This is a genomic window from Marinobacter sp. es.048, assembly GCF_900188435.1.
Taxonomy (GTDB): Bacteria; Pseudomonadota; Gammaproteobacteria; order Pseudomonadales; family Oleiphilaceae; genus Marinobacter.
Genome location: NZ_FYFA01000002.1, coordinates 512,975 through 531,409 on the forward strand (window position 1 = coordinate 512,975; position 18,435 = coordinate 531,409).

The 18,435-nt window shown below is 55.9% G+C and carries 19 protein-coding genes and 1 pseudogene; 14 read left to right on the plus strand and 6 right to left on the minus strand.

All coding sequences use genetic code 11. From position 1 onward, the window contains the following. The first annotated feature begins 1 nt into the window (after position 1). From CFT65_RS13420 to CFT65_RS13455, 8 genes and pseudogenes are all read left to right on the plus strand, one after another. Positions 2–454 carry a methyltransferase family protein gene (locus CFT65_RS13420; RefSeq protein WP_088828620.1) on the plus strand — a complete coding sequence of 151 codons (453 nt, stop codon included), beginning with the start codon at positions 2–4 and terminating at the stop codon, positions 452–454. A gap of 16 nt (positions 455–470) precedes the next feature. Beyond that, the gene (locus tag CFT65_RS13425) at positions 471–1,004 is read left to right on the plus strand and encodes a type II CAAX prenyl endopeptidase Rce1 family protein (protein WP_088828621.1); all 534 of its coding nucleotides are present in this window, start codon (positions 471–473) and stop codon (positions 1,002–1,004) included. 71 nt (positions 1,005–1,075) lie between these two features. Continuing rightward, complete coding sequence (locus CFT65_RS13430) at positions 1,076–1,300, plus strand: ChaB family protein (protein ID WP_088828622.1); 225 nt, start codon at positions 1,076–1,078, stop codon at positions 1,298–1,300. Between the two features lie 105 nt (positions 1,301–1,405). Further along, positions 1,406–1,504: pseudogene (locus CFT65_RS13435) on the plus strand (hypothetical protein); the annotation flags it as partial. A gap of 128 nt (positions 1,505–1,632) precedes the next feature. After that, positions 1,633–2,631 (plus strand): serine hydrolase domain-containing protein, encoded by a 999-nt coding sequence (locus tag CFT65_RS13440; protein WP_088828623.1) that lies wholly within the window; start codon positions 1,633–1,635, stop codon positions 2,629–2,631. A 66-nt stretch (positions 2,632–2,697) separates the two neighbouring features. Continuing rightward, the gene (locus tag CFT65_RS13445) at positions 2,698–3,126 is read left to right on the plus strand and encodes a DUF4399 domain-containing protein (RefSeq protein ID WP_088828624.1); all 429 of its coding nucleotides are present in this window, start codon (positions 2,698–2,700) and stop codon (positions 3,124–3,126) included. A gap of 112 nt (positions 3,127–3,238) precedes the next feature. Next, positions 3,239–3,985: an SDR family oxidoreductase gene (locus CFT65_RS13450; protein WP_088828625.1), complete on the plus strand. Its 747-nt coding sequence runs from the start codon at positions 3,239–3,241 to the stop codon at positions 3,983–3,985. A gap of 19 nt (positions 3,986–4,004) precedes the next feature. Next, positions 4,005–4,397 (plus strand): hypothetical protein, encoded by a 393-nt coding sequence (locus tag CFT65_RS13455; RefSeq protein WP_088828626.1) that lies wholly within the window; start codon positions 4,005–4,007, stop codon positions 4,395–4,397. 109 nt (positions 4,398–4,506) lie between these two features. Here the strand turns inward: CFT65_RS13455 and CFT65_RS13460 are convergent, their stop codons facing one another. The 6 genes from CFT65_RS13460 to CFT65_RS13485 form a co-directional block, all read right to left on the minus strand. Then, positions 4,507–5,229, minus strand: coding sequence for an amino acid ABC transporter ATP-binding protein (locus CFT65_RS13460; RefSeq protein WP_014576841.1), 723 nt, complete (start codon positions 5,227–5,229; stop codon positions 4,507–4,509). After that, positions 5,226–5,879, minus strand: a complete 654-nt coding sequence (locus CFT65_RS13465) for an amino acid ABC transporter permease (RefSeq protein WP_008169529.1) — start codon at positions 5,877–5,879, stop codon at positions 5,226–5,228. The genes CFT65_RS13460 and CFT65_RS13465 overlap by 4 nt, the downstream gene beginning before the upstream one ends. Next, positions 5,879–6,544: an amino acid ABC transporter permease gene (locus CFT65_RS13470; RefSeq protein WP_088828627.1), complete on the minus strand. Its 666-nt coding sequence runs from the start codon at positions 6,542–6,544 to the stop codon at positions 5,879–5,881. Before CFT65_RS13470 ends, CFT65_RS13465 begins: the two co-directional genes overlap by 1 nt. A gap of 153 nt (positions 6,545–6,697) precedes the next feature. Next, positions 6,698–7,516: a transporter substrate-binding domain-containing protein gene (locus CFT65_RS13475; RefSeq protein WP_088828628.1), complete on the minus strand. Its 819-nt coding sequence runs from the start codon at positions 7,514–7,516 to the stop codon at positions 6,698–6,700. A 309-nt stretch (positions 7,517–7,825) separates the two neighbouring features. Then, positions 7,826–10,393, minus strand: coding sequence for an ABC transporter permease (locus CFT65_RS13480; protein WP_088828629.1), 2,568 nt, complete (start codon positions 10,391–10,393; stop codon positions 7,826–7,828). Then, positions 10,383–11,036, minus strand: a complete 654-nt coding sequence (locus CFT65_RS13485; protein ID WP_088828630.1) for an ABC transporter ATP-binding protein — start codon at positions 11,034–11,036, stop codon at positions 10,383–10,385. The genes CFT65_RS13480 and CFT65_RS13485 overlap by 11 nt, the downstream gene beginning before the upstream one ends. Positions 11,037–11,200: 164 nt before the next feature. On the opposite strand from CFT65_RS13485, the gene CFT65_RS13490 reads away from it, so the two are divergent. The 6 genes from CFT65_RS13490 (at position 11,201) to CFT65_RS13515 (ending at position 18,419) form a co-directional block, all read left to right on the plus strand. Beyond that, entirely contained in the window at positions 11,201–12,397 is a 1,197-nt protein-coding gene (locus CFT65_RS13490; RefSeq protein ID WP_088828631.1) for a CaiB/BaiF CoA transferase family protein, read from the plus strand. A gap of 39 nt (positions 12,398–12,436) precedes the next feature. Beyond that, entirely contained in the window at positions 12,437–13,348 is a 912-nt protein-coding gene (locus CFT65_RS13495) for a histone deacetylase (protein WP_088828632.1), read from the plus strand. Between the two features lie 190 nt (positions 13,349–13,538). After that, entirely contained in the window at positions 13,539–14,363 is an 825-nt protein-coding gene (locus CFT65_RS13500; protein WP_088828633.1) for a haloacid dehalogenase-like hydrolase, read from the plus strand. 63 nt (positions 14,364–14,426) lie between these two features. Then, positions 14,427–15,551: a hypothetical protein gene (locus CFT65_RS13505; protein WP_088828634.1), complete on the plus strand. Its 1,125-nt coding sequence runs from the start codon at positions 14,427–14,429 to the stop codon at positions 15,549–15,551. Positions 15,552–15,564: 13 nt separating this feature from the next. Further along, complete coding sequence (locus CFT65_RS13510; protein ID WP_088828635.1) at positions 15,565–16,230, plus strand: DNA-3-methyladenine glycosylase I; 666 nt, start codon at positions 15,565–15,567, stop codon at positions 16,228–16,230. A gap of 89 nt (positions 16,231–16,319) precedes the next feature. Next, complete coding sequence (locus CFT65_RS13515; protein WP_088828636.1) at positions 16,320–18,419, plus strand: TonB-dependent siderophore receptor; 2,100 nt, start codon at positions 16,320–16,322, stop codon at positions 18,417–18,419. Positions 18,420–18,435 lie beyond the last annotated feature (16 nt).

Genomic DNA, 18,435 nt, shown 5'->3' on the forward strand with positions numbered 1-18,435 from the left:
AATGGAGAAACGCATTCCACCTGTCGCGCTGGTACTGATTGTGGGGTTACTGATGTGGCTCATCGCAGAATCAGGCCCGCGCGTAAACATTGGCGAAACGCTTCGTTTGGCAGTAGCAACCGCCCTGTTTCTGCTGGGTGCCCTGTTCGCACTGGCCGGTGTGCTTGCGTTCCGCTCCTCGAATACAACGGTAGACCCTCGCAAGCCGGAAGCCAGCTCCACGCTGGTCAGCTCAGGCGTATACCGCTATTCCCGCAATCCAATGTACCTGGGTTTCGGGTTGTGGCTCCTCGGCTGGGGCGTTTTCCTGGCGTCCGCCTGGGCCTTGATCGGCATCTTTGTCTTCATGGTGTATATGAACCGGTTCCAGATTGCACCGGAGGAGCGTGCCCTGCGGGAGATGTTCGGCGATGACTTCCGGGATTATGAGCGACGGGTGCGCCGGTGGCTTTAGATACCTTTAAAAAGTCATGACGAAGCCTGCAAGATACTTTTCGGACAACCTCGGCCAGAGTTTTCTGGTCTCCCCTACTAAGGCACCGGCAAAGACCTGGGCGCTGGTACCAGTGTTCGTCTTCATAGCCCTGTCAGTGGGCTTTAGCGCCGGCCTATTTCAACCGGGATGGCTGGATTCGCCAATCACTCCCCTGCTCCCCTTCATATTGTTTGTGTTCCCCTCATTGCTCGAAGAAGCCTTCTTCAGGGGCGTACTGATTCCGAGAAACATTCTCGAATCGGGGCGCATAAAAGCGTTTTGGCGTGTGGTGATCAGTACGTTGGTATTCGTTGCCTGGCATCCGCTCAATGCGCTGGCCTTTAATCCCACGGCTATTCCTCTTTTCCTCGATCCGTGGTTTCTCGTTATCGTGGCCGCTATGGGGCTTACCTGCGGCCACGCCTATGTGCTTTCCCGCTCTATCTGGGTACCGGTAATCATTCATTGGGCAGCGGTAACGGTTTGGGTGCTTTTTCTTGGTGGCAGAAATCTTGTGCTGGAGCTGTAACAGTTTTTCCTGCCCCCAAGCTACCAGCTGCTAACCTGTAAATGACGAAAGCATTTTCGGAGGTAGGCCCCATGCCCTACAACAACAATTCGGAATTACCAGCGAGCGTACGCAACAATTTGCCAGGCCATGCCCAGGAGATCTATCGCAAAGCATTCAACTCTGCCTGGGATGAATACAACGATCCCGAGGACCGCCGGGGCCATTCAGGCCGCGAAGAAACGGCCCACAAAGTTGCTTGGGCAGCGGTAAAACAGGAATATCACAAGGAAGGTGATAAATGGGTTAAGACTTGAACCGGTGTGCCGACAAGCAAACCTTCGGGCACAAGGCCTTGCGGGTGATGGGGCTTCGCCGAATTGCAGGCCTATGATTTAGAAGTCTTTCGTAATTGCTCGAAAATCCTCTCGTATTCGCTGGCTGAAATCGTCGGCTGCTACCTGCCCTATCTTTGGCTTCGTGAAGGCAAGACCATCTGGCTTTTGGTGCCAGGCGCGTTGATCAAATCACCCAGATCAGACCATTGAACGAACAGGCTTAATTGAGTGGTGAGCCCCCGGCCGTGTCCTGACGTACCTTTGTCGAGTGTTCTCCCTTTTAAAAACAGATAATCACGACCCTCGAAACTATGCGACGTTTATCAAGTTGGATTTTCGCACTTCTGCTACTGGTGCCCCTGCCAGGCCATTCAGAGATCGCCGACTGGCGAACAAATGTGTCGAGAGAGGCTGCGAACCTTGAGCGCCTTCACAGCCTGATTGTTGTCCATGAGGGTGAGGAAATTCTGGCATTGGATTTGAAGAACGCCGGCCTGGACACGCCAACCAACATCAAGTCGCTCTCCAAGACGGTGCTCGCTGCGCTGGTGGGTATCGGCATCGAAAAAGGCGTGTTCGAGGGAACCAATCAGCCGGTTATTGAAACTCTCGGTGACCGTGTACCAGCCTCCGCTACCGAGGGCGTGGACAGAATAACTTTAGGGCACCTTCTATCTTTGCAAGCGGGGTTACAGCGAACATCTGGCCGATACTATGGGCCGTGGGTGAACAGCGAGAACTGGGTGCGCCATGTGCTCACTCGCCCTTTTGTCGATGAGCCGGGCGGGCGCATGCTCTACTCAACCGGCAGCAGCCATCTGCTCTCCGCCGCGCTCACCGAAAGCGCCGGACGAAGCACCCTTGCCCTGGCGCGGGAGTGGTTGGGCGAGCCGCTGAATATCACGATTCCGGCCTGGGGCCGGGACCCTCAGGGAATCTATTTCGGTGGCAACAATATGCTTCTCTCGCCCCGCGACCTGGCAAAAATCGGCGAGCTGTATCGCAATGAGGGGCGTGTTGGCGACCAGCTTCTGTTTCCAGAGAACTGGGTGAGCGAATCATGGATGGAACGGGCAAGATCCGCTTACACCGATGATCCCTATGGCTACGGATGGTTCCAGCAGCCCCTAGCGGGCGAAATGGGGTATTACGGGCGGGGCTATGGCGGCCAGGTGATTTACGTAATGCCTGCTCTTCAAATGACCGTGGTGATGACGTCAGACCCTACCCCTCCGTCACCAGGTTCGTCCTTTCTGCGCCGCCAGTTCCAAATAATTGAAAATTACATTATCCCAGCCCTCAAGCACTGATTCGCCCGCCACAACGTCATTTCCTCAACTATACTCACGTGTGAAGAACACCAGGGAGGAAATGAGATGAACAGGATCGCAATTAGCCTATCTTTAGCTCTGTTGATTGCACCAGTAGCAGCGTTCGCAGAGAGCAAAATGTCTGAGGCACCGGCCAACGCTGGCGTGTATTTTGTCCAGCCAACCGATGGCGCAACCGTTGACCAAACCTTCAAAGTTGTCTTTGGCCTGCGGCATATGGGCGTGGCGCCCGCTGGCGTTGAAAAAGCAGGCACCGGGCACCACCACCTGCTGATCGATACCGATGTGCCTTCTGATTTAAGCCAATCCCTTCCGGCAACGGATCAGATCAAGCACTTTGGTGGCGGTCAAACCGAAACCGAGATCACGCTATCGCCGGGCAAACATACGCTGCAACTATTGGTGGGTGATCACATGCACGTGCCGCATAACCCGCCCGTGGTCTCCGAGCAGATCACGGTGATGGTGGAGTGACCGCCACGCTGAACGGAAAGGCCAAGCCAGAGCTGCGTTTCAGTCAATCCCATTGGTGTCCGATCATGGTACTGTGACGACAAATGACCAGAACGGATCCAAGGGATAACTGATGCGAAAGAACATTCTGATTACCGGTGCCAGCACCGGTCTCGGAGAAGGCATGGCCCGCGAATGGGCCGCCAAAGGCTGTAACCTTGCGCTGTGCGCACGTCGGGCTGACAAGCTAGAGGCTCTCCAGCGGGAATTGCAACAGGCATATCCGAATATCAGGGTGCTTGTTCGAGGCCTTGATGTCTGCAATTACGATCAGGTGTTCGAGGTGTTCCGTGGCTTCCGTGATGAGCTCGGCAGTCTCGACCGGGTGGTCGTGAACGCGGGTATTGGCAGCTCACAGCCCATAGGCCGTGGGCACTTTGCCGCCAACCGCCACACCGCAGAAACCAACTTCATCGCCGCCATTGCCCAGAGCGAGGCGGCCATGGAGATTTTCCGCGCGCAAAACAGTGGTCACCTGGTGCTGATGTCCTCGGTCAGTGGCGTCCGTGGATTCCGCGGCCCACTGAATGTTTACGCCGCCACCAAGGCCGCCGTGGCCTCCTTGGCCGAAGGCTTGCAACTGGATACCAAGGGCAAGCCCATCAACGTTAGCAACATCATGCCCGGCTACATTCTCACCGATATTAACCGCGATACGAAAAATGCGCCCTTCCGGGTGGATCTGGAAACCGGCGTGAAGGCTCTGGTGAAAGCCATCGAATCGGAAAAACGCCGGGCCTATGTGCCCTGGTGGCCCTGGACACCGCTGAGTTACGTGTTGAAGTCCCTGCCCTTCGGGATTTTCGCGAGAGCCATGTAGCCAGCCCGGAGTCCATCCGATGTTCAAATCCATCGCCCTGGCCACCCTGCTTTTCGTATTGGTGGCCTTTCTGGGATTTCAGTACTACATAACGTCAGTGCCCGACCTCGCAGAACCCGTTTCTGTAGAGGAAACCCGTTTCATTGAGCAAGACAACTCGCTCCTTATAACGCTCCGTGGCAATGGAGGCCGCCAATTCACCCTGGGCCTAAGGGGAAACATAGAGAACAAACCGGAAGAAACCGCCCTGTTCTTTATCAGCAATCCGGATTTAGTACCCTATGTCTATTGGCCAGGGCTTCGCAGCAACGATGAGAAGCGGGTGCTGGAATTAATTGAGGATGTGATAGAGAAAGGGGCTCAGGACGGAGCGATATCGCAGGTTTATGAGGTTCTGAAAAACCGGAACTGACCCTTGCGGTTTTGGAGCAGGAGAATGCACTACCCTCTTGCGGCTTGAAAATGGCTGGGGAAGCGGGTCCAAGAACTCCCCCAACCAGCGCCACGCCTGTGGCAACTTTTTAGCGCACTTTTGAGAGAAACTTCTGGGTGAGCGGGTTTTGCGGATCGGTAATCACCTGCCGTGCCTCACCGATCTCTGCAATCACACCCTCGTGGAAGTAAGCCACCCGATCAGAGACATCCCGTGCGAATCCCATTTCGTGGGTCACACAGATCATGGTCATCCCCTCTTCTGCCAACAGGCGCAGGGTATCCAGAACCTCGCCGACCAGCTCCGGGTCGAGCGCGGAGGTCACCTCGTCAAGCAGCATGTAGTCAGGCTTCATGGCCAGAGCACGGGCGATCGCCAGGCGCTGCTGCTGGCCGCCGGACATTTTCGTGGGATAGACGTCGAACTTGTCACCCAGGCCGACGTGCTCCAACTCTTTCTTGGCAATTTCAATTGCCTCTTCCTTGCTCATTTTCTTGACGATTCTGGGCGCCAGGGCGGCGTTCTCAAGCACAGTCATATGAGGAAAGGAATTCCATTGCTGAAAGACCATGCCCAGTTTCTGGCGCAGCTTGTCCTTGTTGGTCTCTTTGGCATGGACATCCACATCATCAACGAGGATCTTGCCCTTGTTGATAGGCTCAATGGCATTGATGCAATACAGGAGAGTCGACTTGCCACTGCCGGAGCCCCCGATAACGCTCACGACCTCGCCTTTCTTTACATCCAGGCTGACGCCTTTCAGTACTTCAAGATCGCCGAAGGATTTATGGACATTCTGTACGCTGATCATATTGCCATTTTCCTCTCAACATACCGGCCGTAGTGGGACAGCGGGTACGAAATAATGAAGTAAAAGATACCAACACCGATCAGGATCTCGAGCGGTTGCTGGGTTCTTGAAATCAGTTGCTCCGACGTGCGCAGCAATTCCATGTAACCGATGACCGAGACCAGGGCCGAGTCCTTGATTACACTGAGTGCAACACCCAGCCACGAGGGGAACACAGCACGCAAACCAATCGGTAACCGAATGTGGTAGATGGTTTGCCATTTGGTCATACCCAGTGAGCGCGCTGCTGTCTGCATTGAGGGACTGACGCTCTCAAAGCCACTGCGGAATACCTCGCTCATGAAGGCCATGGTATACAGCGAAAGCACAATGGAGCCCGCAACAAACGGCGCCAATGGATTCCCCATCGCACCGACAAAGGTGGAGAACAGAATAAGCTGGATGATCAGGGGAACACTTCTCAGCACGTCGAGCACGCTACCGAAAAGGACGTTGACGGCCTTGTTGCTCTCGGCACGGAGAAAGCCGACGATCAATCCCAGAATAGTGCCCACCACGATGGCGACAACAGAGATGATGATGGTATTCCAGACACCGGTCAGGATCAGACCGCTATCGCTCCAGGACAGGGGTGTGAATAAGGAATTCATCAGATTTCCCCCTTGAAGAGTCTACGAGCAAGCAGTGATGACCCAAACAACACGAGTTTGGTGATGATGAAGTACATCACAGCCGCCACAATGAAGAACTCCAGCGTTCGGAACGACAGTGACTGCAAACGCTGAGTCGTGCCAGAAAGCTCGCTCATACCCACGAGAATGCCCAGAGAGCTCATCAGGATGGACCAGACGAACTGGTTGGTCATCGGGTGGTAAATGCGCCTCAGCATCTGCGGAAGGATGATGTATCGATACGTCTGGATACTGGTCATGCCCAGGGACTTGGAGGCACTGTACTGGGTGCTCGGAATCGACTGAAAACCACCCCGGAACGTCTCCGTCAGGTAGCCCGCGTTGATGAAGACCAGTGCGCTCAGTACCGCCACATAGGGGCTGAGGTGGATACCAAATGCTCCAAGGCCGAAATAGGCCATGTAGATCTGGAACAGGGCCGGCGTATTCCGGGCGATCTCGACCCAGACCGTAGCAACCTGGCTGAAGAACTTCGTGTTATTCATTTTGGCGATCGCCAACAGTATTGCGATTACAACGCCCAGAAGCATCGCCAGAACGGATACGTGCAGGGTAACGAAGGCACCGTTCAGCAGCTGGGGCATGTTCTGGAACACAACGTTCCAGTGAAATTCGTAGTCCATACCTTGGCCATTTTATGAATGGTAGGAAACTCGACCAGAGCCCGGTAAGCAGGGCCTTGATCAGAATTTTAGGTCAGGACACCCGAGAATGAGTGCCCGACCCGGGAACCAATGCAATGACGGCCGCCTGTTTGGCGGCCGTCGGTTCGGGGCTTACTTGTTGTCCCGGAGGGACTGAATCAGATCGGCCGGCGCATCGGTACCGAAGTGCTTGTTGTAGGCTTCGTTCATGTTGCCGTCGCGAATCTGACGTACCAGGAACAGGTTCAGATAGTTGATCCAGGCAACCTCATCACGCTTGGCGATAATGCCCACCACGTCGTCATAGTTGGGAACGTAGGGACCGGCCTCAAAATCCGCGAACTCTTCGCTACGTAGTTTGGTTGCGATATTTGTGTTGGTTGAAATGATCGCGTCGACCTTGCCCTGGTAAAGGCCCAGATAGGCATCGTTCTCGGATTTGAAGGACGTGTAGTTGTCCTTCCCCCAACCCTGCTGCTCGGCATAGGCGAGGTATTCGGTTTCGTAAGTCGTGCCGAGTGCCGCACCGACCTTCAGATCCTTCAGGTCATCGAAGGATTCAATGTTCTTGTCCTCGTTGGCGATAACCTGGAATTTAAAAACGAAGTACGGGTAGGTGAAGCCAACGGTCTTGGCGCGCTCCAGTGTATCGGAGGTAGAACCGATAACCACATCAGTCTTGCCGGAGACCAGGGAGGGGATCCGCTCACCCCAGGTAAGATTTAGAACATTAACATCTACGCCGAGCGCTTCGCCCAGGTCATTACAGTAATCGACGTCGAAGCCGGCCGCCTCGTTGTTCTCGTCAAAATATCCCATTGGTGGGAAATCCAGAACCACGCCACAGTTCAGAGTGCCACGTTGAATCACGGTGTCCAGCTGATCGGCTGTCGCGCTTACGGAAGTTACCGCAGCACAAGCGAATACAAGCGGTGCTAGTTTGCGAATCATAGTTATTCTCTCTTTTTCTTTCGTGGGCGAAAAGTGTGTGTCCGTTATGCCTACACAACACGGGTTATGTGCAAAAAGCATACGTAAAAATACTACCGTAGATTATTTAGTGAAAATTTTTGAAATTTGCCATTTAGTAGGCAATTTTCCTTAATTTCCTCAATATAACCGGACTTTTTGAGCCTGCAACTCGTGATGGCGGCCAAAAAACGAACAAACGGTCATTTTTCATGTTCTTAGGTCTATGATTTAAATAATTTTTCCACCTCCTTAGTGAAAAAGACGAATTTATTACGATAACAGGCCATTTTAACTGTCTCTGAGCAACACAGCGGGGTTTAACCGCATTGCCCTGAGTGTGGGCAGGAGTCCACCCAGCAACGCCAGCGAGCTGACACCTCCGGCAACCAGCGCCCCAACCCACCATAAATCGCCTGCCGGTAGCTTCAAGGCGAGGTCAGCAACAGGTAAAGCAATTAGCGCACCAAGCGCCGTCGCAAAAACCGTTGCCAGGAAGGTCAGCAAACCGGTTTCCAGCAGCATGGATTGGCGGATAGCTCCGTGACGGGCGCCAAGGCAGTGCAACAGGTTGGCCTCGTACAGCTGGCGCCTGCGGCTGACACTGACCACGCTGGAAAGCACGAGCAGGCTGGCGAGAAGACTGACCGATGCCACAGCAGCCAGGCCCGCGGCTGCCTTGTTCAGCAGCTCGCCGGCGGTTTCCAGCCAGTCAGCGGTGCGCAGCGTGATTACATTGGGGATGTTCTGTGCCAGCCATTGCTGGGATTTCCTGGCCGCCTCATCGCTTTGGTAAACCGCGCCCACGTATAGGCTGATCAGGTCGTCGAGCGCGCCTTGCTGCAATATACCCTCGAACCAGAATCGGGTCTGGAGCCCTTTCTGCCGGTAAATTGCACGTATTTCGACGTCGATGCTCTTATCCTGTGCAGTAAAGGTGAGCTGGTCGCCTATACCCAGGCCAAGCTGGTATGCCTCCCGATCCTCCATGGCCATGTATGCGGGCTCCCCCTCGGGCGCCGGCGATTCCCACCAGTTTCCCTCTACCAGCTCCAGGGCTTCGGGGTTTCCCGAGAGATAACTCAGTTTGTATTCATCCCCCATGGCTTCCCGCCTGGCTTCGGCGTTGTCAGCAAGAACCTCCGCAATCGGCTGCTGGTTAATGGTGTCCAGACGGGAACGGACCATCGGAAGTAGCTCAACGCGACTGGAAGCATCCACCGCCTCCAGGCCGGTTTGCAGCGGTTCCATCTGATCCGGGAATACTTCGTAGAGAATTAGCGCCGGCGACTGCTCCGGTATGGTGGTTTCCAGCGCCCTCAGGAGTGTGGTAACCATCAACGTGCAGGCCACCACAAGAGTCAGCGCGGTGCCCAGTGACAGCAGCGTGGCCCGTAGCGGCGAATCCGGCCGGTGCAGATTGGCCAGGGCCAACCTCCGGGCAAACCTGCGGTCGGCAAAACCGCCGTTTTCCAGAGCCTTGGCACCGTGGCGCAATCCCTTGATCAACCCTTCCAGGAGGCCCCAGAGCAGCGTAACCGCCAGCAGGAACAGAAAGCCCAGATGAGGCGATGGGAGCCAGAAAAGAGTAGCGCAGATGTAAACGGCCAGCAGTAGATAGCTGGCAATCCGCCAGCTGCGCGGCTCGTTTGGAGCCGCCTCAACCTGTCCCCGGAAGAGTCCGGCCGGCGCAGCCGCCAGGGCTCGAGCCAGCGCCGGCAATGCAAACACATAAGCAGTAAGCACCGCGAAAAGCCAGCTCAGCAGCAAGGGAACGAACCACAAAGACAACCAGCTTCCGGCCCCCTCGGGGCCAGCCAATGCAAAGGCATCCCCCGCCAGGCTGATCGCCAGGGCGGAAAGACCTAGTCCGATACCACCACCAATCAGTCCGGCGAGGCTGCCCAATATGCCAATCTGCAGCAGGTATATGCCTACCAACGGTTTGCGGCGCAGCCCGAGTGTTTGCAGGGTGGCAATCGTGCCCAGCTTTTCATCGAGGTAGGCGTGGATGCTGTTGGCAACGCCGAGACCACCGATAAACAGTGTGGTGAAAGCGATAAGGATGAGTGCTGTGGCAATCTGGTCCAGTCGCTCGGAAATCCGTTCGCTGCGCTCGGCAAACGTGGTGATTTCCCATCGCGCATCCGGGAATGCCTGCTCGAATTCTTCAAGCCAGGTGTCGAGATTCTGCTCGGTTTGTACCCGGTATTCGTAATCCACGCGGCTGCCCGGGCGAATCAATCCGGTTGCCTCGACCGCCTGCTCAGAAATCATGATCGGCAGCCCGCGCCAATTGGCGTTCAGGCTCCGATCCGGCTGCTTCTGGATAAGACCGCTGATTCGAAAGGTGGCTGCGCCAATCTCAATCTGGTCGCCAACCGACTGGCCCAGCCGTTCTGCCAGCAAGGGATCGATAATGGCGCCCCACTGCCCTTCTTTCTGGTCTGTAAGAGCACCCAGCGGTTCATCCGGTGTGAGCTCCAGCTCGCCATAGAGAGGGTAAAGGGCATCCGGAACCAGTATTTCGGCTCGGAAGAAGCCGTCGCCGCCGCTACCGCTGACAATGGTATCGAATTCCCGCACCAGCGAAATATTTCCGGTAGCGCGAATCCATTCGAGGACATCATCGGGCAGAGGTTCGCTGGTATCCAGCTCCACGTCGCCGCCCAGCAGTGCACGGGTATCCGCCAGCAAACTCTGCTCGATCACCCTGTAAAGGCTGGCTGTAGCTGCCACGAGGGTGACGCCAAGAATCAGGCAGGCCAGGAAAATCTTCAATGCAGAAATACGTGAGCGCAGATCGGTAATCGCGAATCTGAGCATCCAGAGCGGGTTTGCGGAACGTTCAGGATGCATAGAGACGCCCACCGTCCATCCGGACCCTGTGCTGGCAACGCTCGGCAACGCGCTCGTCGTGGGTCACCAGCACCAGCGTGGATTTGCTGTCTTTATGCAAATCGAACAGCAGGGAGAGCACTTTCTCTCCGGTTTCATGGTCCAGGTTGCCTGTGGGCTCATCTCCCAATAACAGGCTCGGCTGATGAACGAGAGCCCTCGCGATCGCAACCCGTTGCTGCTCACCGCCAGAAAGCTGACCCGGGTAGTGCTGCAGTCGATGGCTGAGGCCAACCGCCTCCAGCATGGCAAGAGCTCGTTCCCGTGGCCTTGCCTCGCCGGCAATCTCGAGTGGCAGACTAACATTCCCCAGGGCCGTGAGGCCCGGCAACAGGTGAAAGGACTGGAAAATAATGCCAAGGTGCTCACTTCGCCAGTCCGCCAGAGCGTTGCCGTCCATGTCGCCCAGGCGTTGCTCACCAACCAGAATTTCGCCGCTGGTCGGGCGCTGCAGGCCAGAGAGCAACAAAAGCAGGGAGGTTTTCCCGCTGCCAGAGGGGCCTGTGATTGCCAGTGTTTCTCCCGGGGGCACCATGAGGGAGGCATTTTTGAGTACGGCGACTTTGCCGGACTCGGTGGGGTACTCGAGAAACAAACCGCTCATTTCAACACTGGTAGACACTTGCGCTCCTCTGGTTTGATGAATTTTCTGCTCTGGCGCGTATCACTGAATGATCGACGGCAGGATAAAGTTTAGAGTACGAACCCTATTTAAGAGTGGCGCACTCTCGTTTTTTGGCGCCCTCAGTCAAAACAGGAGCCCTGACCATGACCGGACCACTTGATGGCATCCGCATTATCGATCTGACGGCCATGATCTCGGGGCCGCTGGCTACCATGATGTTGGCGGATCAGGGTGCCGAGGTCATCAAGGTAGAAAATCCGGCAGGTGGCGACTTCACCCGATCCGCTGCTAATCGGCAGGGGGATATGTCGGCGCTGTACCTCAACAACAATCGCAACAAGAAGTCGGTAGCACTGAACCTGAAAGAGCAGGAAGGACGCGATGCGCTGCTTCGACTGGTGGCGACGGCCGATGTCTTCGTTCAGAACTTCCGGCCGGGTGTTATTGAAAGAATGGGGCTTGGCGAAGAGCAACTGCGTAAGGTGGCCCCGAACCTGATCATGGTATCAATCAGTGGTTTTGGGGACACCGGCCCCTACTCTCAGCGCCCGGTATACGACCCGCTGATACAGGGCCTGTCCGGATTAGCCACCGTGCAGGCGGGCGCCGATGAGCTTCGCCCCCAACTGGTGAGGACCATACTGCCCGACAAGCTCACCGGTGTAACGGCAGCCCAGGCGATTACCGCGGCTCTGTTTGCCCGCGAACGCACCGGAGAAAGCCAGCATGTCCGGTTGTCCATGCTGGACGCGATCATCGCGTTTCTCTGGAGCTCCGATATGGGCAGCCAGACCTTCATTCACAGTGAGGTGCCACAACAGGAGGCCGCGAGTCTTCAGGATCTGATCTATGAGACTACCACGGGCTACATCACCATTGCTGTCCAGAGCGACAGGGAGTGGCAGGCCCTCAGTCGCGCCCTGAACCGCCCGGAGTGGGCAGAGGATCCGCGCTTCCTGACCGCCAAACTGCGACAGGAGAATATTGACGCGAGGCTGGAGCTGATCCAGTCGGTTATCAAAACCGATACGGCCGAGCATTGGCTGGCAAGGCTTGAGGCCGAGCAAGTGCCCTGCGCCCCGGTGTTGACCCGCACCCAGGTGCTGGACCATCCCCAGGTACAGGCAAACGACGTGCTCTCGCACTACGATCACCCCCAGGCGGGCCGGCTTCGCCAGGCCCGCACGCCGTCGCGATTCTCGGCGACACCAGAGCGGCATTTTCAAGGAGCTCCGCGCCTCGGCGAGCAAACCAGCGAACTGTTGGAAGAATGCGGCTATTCCGCCGAGGACATCCAGGCGATGTGTGATTCAGGCATAGCAGCCGTGCCCGCCAGATAACACGCATACACAGCGAATCCACTGCAGCCGGACGATCCAATGCCCGTACCCGTGGTTCAACATCCAGACTACAGCTTCCCCTTTCCGGTCAGACACCGCTTCCCAATGGAAAAGTTCGGGCTGCTTGCTGACTACGCTCGCTCGAAAGGCCTTCTGACTCAAACTAACGGCTTTCGCCCTGCCCCGTGCCGGCAGGCCTGGCTGACCCGGACTCATTGCCCGGATTACCTTGCCCGCTTCGCCGGCGATCAACTCTCGGGGCGGGAGAAACGGCAGATGAATCTGCCCTGGAGCAAAGGCCTGGTCCGACGCACGTTCCTCGCCCCTTCCGGCACAGTGCTGACCGCCCAGTTGGCCCTTCAGCATGGCATTGCCTGTCATCTGGCCGGTGGCACTCATCATGCCCATTACGATTACGCTGCCGGCTTCTGCATCCTCAACGATCTGGCTATCGCCGCCAATGTGCTGTTGCAACAGGATGCCATTGAACGTGTGCTTATCTTCGATGTGGATGTGCATCAGGGTGACGGTACCGCTGCCTTGTTGGCGCAGGAGCCGAATGCCTTTACCTGCTCGATTCACTGTGAGCGCAATTACCCGTTCGAGAAAAAGGTAAGCGATCTCGATATCGCCTTACCGGATGGCCTCGAAGACGATGCCTATCTGGAGGTTGTCAGCGAGACGCTGCATAAAGCACTTGCGTTATCGCGACCGGACATCGTGCTCTACGACGCAGGGGTAGACGTTTTCAGGGATGATCCACTCGGCCGGCTGAACATTTCCGAGAAAGGGATTTTCGAGCGGGACTGTCAGGTGCTCAGTGAATTGAAACGTCGGGACATTCCGGTAGCAACGGTTATCGGCGGCGGCTACGATGATGACCGGGTGAAATTGGCAAAGCGACATGGGATTATTGTGGAAGCATCCAGCCGGGTTTTCGATTATGGCTGATCCAGCCAGTCTCTTGATGCATGGAGAAGGCTTCAGGCGGAATCAACCGGCGCGGGAGCAAGGACAGTCAGCTCAGATAAAAATGCGACCTCCGGCACAGCCGCCGGGGTCCAGTTAACGGTTCCCCCGCGAATGCAGGCAGCATAGGTCGATCTCGCAAACTTCGAAGCGGTTTAAAGGAAGACGTCTGATGCAATGCGCTCTCGTTTATGATTTCGATGGCACCCTCGCCAAAGGCAACTGCGCCGAGCACGGGCTCATGCCTACGCTAGGGCTGGATGAACATTCTGATTTCTGGCCAGCGGTGAATAGAAAGAACCGCGAGCGGGACGGCGATGAGATTCTCACCTATCTGGGAGAACTGGCCAAGCGAGCCCGGGATGTCGGGAAACACAATGAATTAAGTCCGGAGCGGCTTCAACTCCACGGGCAATCAATCCCCCTTTTCCCAGGCGTGGAAGAATGGTTCGACGACATCAATCGGTTCGCCAGCGACCAGGGAATTGCCTTGAGCCATTACATTGTTTCAAGTGGATTGGAAGAGATGATTCGTGGCACCCCTGTCGCCAAGCACTTCAAAAAGATCTTTGGTTGCCGTTACCACTACGACGCAGACTCAGGCCACGCCAAATGGCCTGCTGTTGCAATCGACTACACCACCAAGACACAGTACCTGTTTCGCATCAACAAAGGCATTGAAAACAGCTGGGACAATGTCACTATCAACGAATACATAGAGCCCGGTAACCGCGCCTACCCCTTCGACCATATGATCTATTTCGGCGACGGGGACACAGACATTCCGGCCATGAAAATGGTTAAGACTCAGGGCGGCTGCAGTCTCGCCGTATTCGACAGCGATAGGTGGGGCGAACAGAATACTCAGGAGAAGATCGAAAAACTCATCTCTGAGGAACGGGCTAACTACGTTGTGCCGGGAGACTACACAACAGGCAGCCAGTTGGATGTGACGGTTCGCGGGGTTTTGCGACTTTATAAGCGCAAGTACGGCTGAGATTTACGCATTTTTGGTCGGTTTCATTGACGCGCCCGGTTTGACATTTCGAAGCGAGGAAAGATGAGGAAACTCCTACTGATTCTGGGTCTCGCGACAGTCATTGCAGTAGCGTCGACGGTCACATCCCGTCCCATGCTGATTGAAGAGCGGGTGATCCAGATTCAGGCGGAGAGTACGCTAAGGGAATTCCCGAGTATTGAGACAGAGCCTCTGGAGTTCCAGGCTGCATTGCTGGACATGGCCGATGATGAGCTTCTTCTCCTCAAGGCCCGCGCGGCTTACATGAAATACCCGACAATGACCCGTGAAATCTTCCCTGTCTTCGGGCCAGAACCGGAATTCCGGGAGATTCTCAAGCTTTATGGCGAAAGCATCCTCCCGCCAATCCACTATTTCCTGAGCAACCCTATTGGCTCCATCGAACTGATGAACGATCTTGCCAATAAATACCAGGCGGCTGTGCAATTCTTCACCGGAAACGACAAAAGCGACACCGATGCTGCCGGCCAGCAAAGAGTTCCCAGCAAAGAGAAACTGACCCGGGAAGAACGCGGTTGGTACGCCGTGCGATTTATCGAGGAAGAAGGGCATGATTTCCTGGGTCAGTTTGTTGTGAACGAACAGGGCGACATTATCTGGGTCCGAACGGAACGGGTGTTGGAAAACATCAACCAGTTTTTCGCCAGTGGTATCCGCAACCTTGAGATCCAGCATCGTACGGGTGATGACGTGTCCGCAACCGACATTGGCTGGGCGTCGGTGGATGTACTGGTTTTTGCCAGTGCATTGAAAGTGCTTCGGGTGGGACGCGCCGCAGCAGTTTCTTCAAGAGGTGCCGCACAGGGAACACGGTCCGCAGCACTGGCTGCGCGCCTGAGTAATAGCGGACGAATGTTGATGACCACCGCCCGCTATGCGAAATGGCCAGCCGTCGTTGGCGTCGGGTACCTGGTGGTCACTCACCCGGGTATTATTAATGACTTTCTGGCCGAGGTATCTGAAGTCCTCGGCTACCCGGTCAAACTTGTGCAATTTGTCGGTTGGATGCTGATACTGCTGCCGGTGTTGTACATCGGCAGTTGGGTATTCCGTTTAATTGTGCGACCTGCCCTCGGATTGCTCGGAACCTTGATCACTGGCCTATCGCGCATTGGCCAGAGAAAATCACTTAACAGACTGGATTGATACAAATACCGCCATGTCATTTTCCCGCATTTACGAACAGGCCGTCCTCCAGAAGGGCGCCGAGAGTGAGGTTCGCGCACGACTGCCAAAGGTGGCTGAATCCGGCGAACTGGAGGCCGTTGGTGATGATCGATACCTTTCGGAAATCACCCGGTGCATCTTCAAGGCCGGTTTTGTCTGGCGGGTGATCGAAAATAAATGGCCGAAGTTTGAAGAGGCCTTCGAGGGCTTTGTGCCGCTCTACTGGCAGCAAGTTGCTCCCGAGGTCCTAGAGCGGTTAGCGGGCGATGAACGAATCGTCAGGAACTCGCAGAAAATACAGACGGTACCCGAGAATGCGCGGATGATTGTTGATGCCTCCCGGGAGCACGGCAGCTTTGGCAAGTTCCTCGCCGATTGGCCCAGCAGTGACCAGGCCGGCTTACTGATGTGGCTTAAACGCAACGGGGCCAGGCTCGGCGGCAACAGCGCCCAGTATTTTTTGCGCCGTGTAGGCTGGGACGGTTTTATTCTCTCCCGGGATGTCATTGCTGCGTTGCATCGGGAAGAGGTCCTGGATGCCTCGCCCACCAGCAAGAAGGGGCTATTGCAGGCCCAGAAAGCCTTCAAATGTTGGCACGAGGAGAGTGGCCTGCCCTACAGCCACCTCTCGAGAATCCTCTCGCTTACTATCGACTGAGCCAACCTCGATCAGTGCGATTTTTCTTGTTTATTTAATGATAATTGTTATCATTCGCCTCCGCATTAACAACGAAGGCGCATCATCCTATGAAAGTCACCTACTCCCAACGCTGCGGTTCTCTGGCACTGGTTTCACTGCTGGGCGCAAGTTCACTTGCCACGGCACAATCCCAAACCGATGGGGCTATCACACTTGAAGCTCTCGATGTGGTGTCCGATGCCATTACCGCTCCGGATTACATGCCTCTGGAAAAAACGCCGGAGGTTGGAAAACTAGACGTTCCGGTTGAAGAACAACCCTACTCGGTCTCGGTCGTCGATCGCGGATTCATCGAGGATTCCGGCGCCAAGAGTATTCAGGATGCCCTGCTTTACACACCGGGTGTCTATGCTGGCAACTTTGGTTTTGATACCCGAATTGATTCTGCAAAGGTTCGCGGAGTCGATGCCGGCCGCTATCTGGACGGTCTGCGTCAGATCTATGGCTCCTACAATACCGTTCGCACCAACGTGTATTCCCTGGAGAGCATCGAAGTGCTGAAAGGCCCCTCTTCCATGCTTTATGGCCAGAGCGATCTGGGCGGTATCGTAAACGGTGTATCCAAGCTACCCGAGGAAGAGAAGGCCGGGGAGATCTGGGCGCAGTACGGTACCTTTAATCGCAAGCAACTGGCGGTGGATGTAACCGGCCCGGTCAACGAGAGCGGTGATTTGCTCTACCGCCTAATCGCACTGGGACGCGACAGTGACACCCAGGTCGATTATGTGGAGGACGATGGCTACGTGCTGTCCCCTTCCCTGACCTGGCGTGCCACCGATGACACAAGCATTACCCTGATCCTGAACCGCCAGGAGAACAAAGGCCAGGTATCCGCCCAGTTCCTGCCACAGGCCGGCACGTTGGAGCTAGGATCACAGGGCTTCATCGGTTCCGAGCGGTTCGTTGGCGAGCCAGGCTGGGATCGCTATGACCGTGAAAAAACCGAAGCTACCCTGTTTGTTGATCACCAGCTGAACTCAAACTGGGAGGTTTCCGCTACGGCGCGTTACACCCGTTCCAGCACGGAAACCCGTGAACACTGGATCACCATTCCAAGCGTGCCCGATGCCAATGGTGAAGTACCACGTACGATTTTCACTGCAGATGCGGAAACTCGCATTCTCAACATGGATGCCCGCCTGGAAGGCGATGTTGAGCTGGGTATGACCCGCCACCGCATGATCATCGGCGCCGACCGCCAGGATGCCCTGTGGGAGCAGGATAACTACTTCTACGGCTACGGCCTGGGCGGTACCTTCAACGTATATGATCCGGAATACGGCAATCTTAACCCTGGAGTCATCAATCCTGCAGACCGGCCAGATAACGAGATTGAGCAGATTGGCCTCTATGTTGCTGACCACATCGAGATTGGCAACGTCGTTGTCTCCGCCGGGCTCCGCCATGATTGGGCCGAAAACCGCCGACTGGCCGTCTCCGGATCAGACACCGTCAGCGACGAAGAAGCCACCACCGGTCGCGCAGGTCTGATGTACCGGTTTGAAAACGGAATCTCCCCGTACATCAGCTATGCCGAAGCGTTCAGCATGAATCTGGGCTCCGACGGCACACCTGCAGCCAATACCCTGGAGCCGACCACCGGCGATCAGCAGGAAGCCGGTGTAAAGTATGTTTCCCCGGACCAGTCCCTCGGCATTACCGCCGCCTATTTCGACATCACCCAGGAAAACCGAATCAGCAATGGCAGCACACCCGGTGGCGTAGAGCAGACTGGCGCAGTGATCGATGGTTGGGAACTGCAGGTAAACAAGCGCTGGCAGCGTTTTGAAACCCAGCTTGCCTACACTGAACTGAATGCAAAGGACGACGCCTCCGGCAACCGCCTCCCCTATGTGGCTGAGCGTCAGGCTTCCTGGTGGAACCAGCTCTATATTGCCAGCAACTGGCGGTTCGGTGCCGGGGTTCGCTATGTCGGCGATAACGTTGGCTCAGGCGGCGGGCCCGTCGTTCCGTCTGTTACTCTCTTCGACGCCATGATTGGCTATACTTGGCATAACTGGGACTTCAGTGTGGATGCCAAAAACTTGGCCGATGAAGAGTACATAACCTGGTGTCGCTCCGAGGGCGCAGACTGCGGCTACGGAGAGCGGCGCACTGTGAATGCCAACGCAAAGTACCGTTTCTAAAAGGTCGCTCTGATAC

Bases quoted from the DNA above. Each gene is read 5' to 3' on its own strand.
- CFT65_RS13440 (WP_088828623.1), top strand. From the start codon at position 1,633: ATGCGACGTTTATCAAGTTGGATTTTCGCACTTCTGCTACTGGTGCCC.
- CFT65_RS13505 (WP_088828634.1), top strand. From the start codon at position 14,427: ATGAGGAAACTCCTACTGATTCTGGGTCTCGCGACAGTCATTGCAGTA.
- CFT65_RS13475 (WP_088828628.1), bottom strand. From the start codon at position 7,516: ATGATTCGCAAACTAGCACCGCTTGTATTCGCTTGTGCTGCGGTAACT.
- CFT65_RS13455 (WP_088828626.1), top strand. From the start codon at position 4,005: ATGTTCAAATCCATCGCCCTGGCCACCCTGCTTTTCGTATTGGTGGCC.
- CFT65_RS13510 (WP_088828635.1), top strand. From the start codon at position 15,565: ATGTCATTTTCCCGCATTTACGAACAGGCCGTCCTCCAGAAGGGCGCC.
- CFT65_RS13470 (WP_088828627.1), bottom strand. From the start codon at position 6,544: ATGGACTACGAATTTCACTGGAACGTTGTGTTCCAGAACATGCCCCAG.
- CFT65_RS13500 (WP_088828633.1), top strand. From the start codon at position 13,539: ATGCAATGCGCTCTCGTTTATGATTTCGATGGCACCCTCGCCAAAGGC.
- CFT65_RS13445 (WP_088828624.1), top strand. From the start codon at position 2,698: ATGAACAGGATCGCAATTAGCCTATCTTTAGCTCTGTTGATTGCACCA.
- CFT65_RS13460 (WP_014576841.1), bottom strand. From the start codon at position 5,229: ATGATCAGCGTACAGAATGTCCATAAATCCTTCGGCGATCTTGAAGTA.
- CFT65_RS13515 (WP_088828636.1), top strand. From the start codon at position 16,320: ATGAAAGTCACCTACTCCCAACGCTGCGGTTCTCTGGCACTGGTTTCA.
- CFT65_RS13420 (WP_088828620.1), top strand. From the start codon at position 2: ATGGAGAAACGCATTCCACCTGTCGCGCTGGTACTGATTGTGGGGTTA.
- CFT65_RS13450 (WP_088828625.1), top strand. From the start codon at position 3,239: ATGCGAAAGAACATTCTGATTACCGGTGCCAGCACCGGTCTCGGAGAA.
- CFT65_RS13490 (WP_088828631.1), top strand. From the start codon at position 11,201: ATGACCGGACCACTTGATGGCATCCGCATTATCGATCTGACGGCCATG.
- CFT65_RS13430 (WP_088828622.1), top strand. From the start codon at position 1,076: ATGCCCTACAACAACAATTCGGAATTACCAGCGAGCGTACGCAACAAT.
- CFT65_RS13480 (WP_088828629.1), bottom strand. From the start codon at position 10,393: ATGCATCCTGAACGTTCCGCAAACCCGCTCTGGATGCTCAGATTCGCG.
- CFT65_RS13425 (WP_088828621.1), top strand. From the start codon at position 471: ATGACGAAGCCTGCAAGATACTTTTCGGACAACCTCGGCCAGAGTTTT.
- CFT65_RS13485 (WP_088828630.1), bottom strand. From the start codon at position 11,036: ATGAGCGGTTTGTTTCTCGAGTACCCCACCGAGTCCGGCAAAGTCGCC.
- CFT65_RS13465 (WP_008169529.1), bottom strand. From the start codon at position 5,879: ATGAATTCCTTATTCACACCCCTGTCCTGGAGCGATAGCGGTCTGATC.
- CFT65_RS13495 (WP_088828632.1), top strand. From the start codon at position 12,437: ATGCCCGTACCCGTGGTTCAACATCCAGACTACAGCTTCCCCTTTCCG.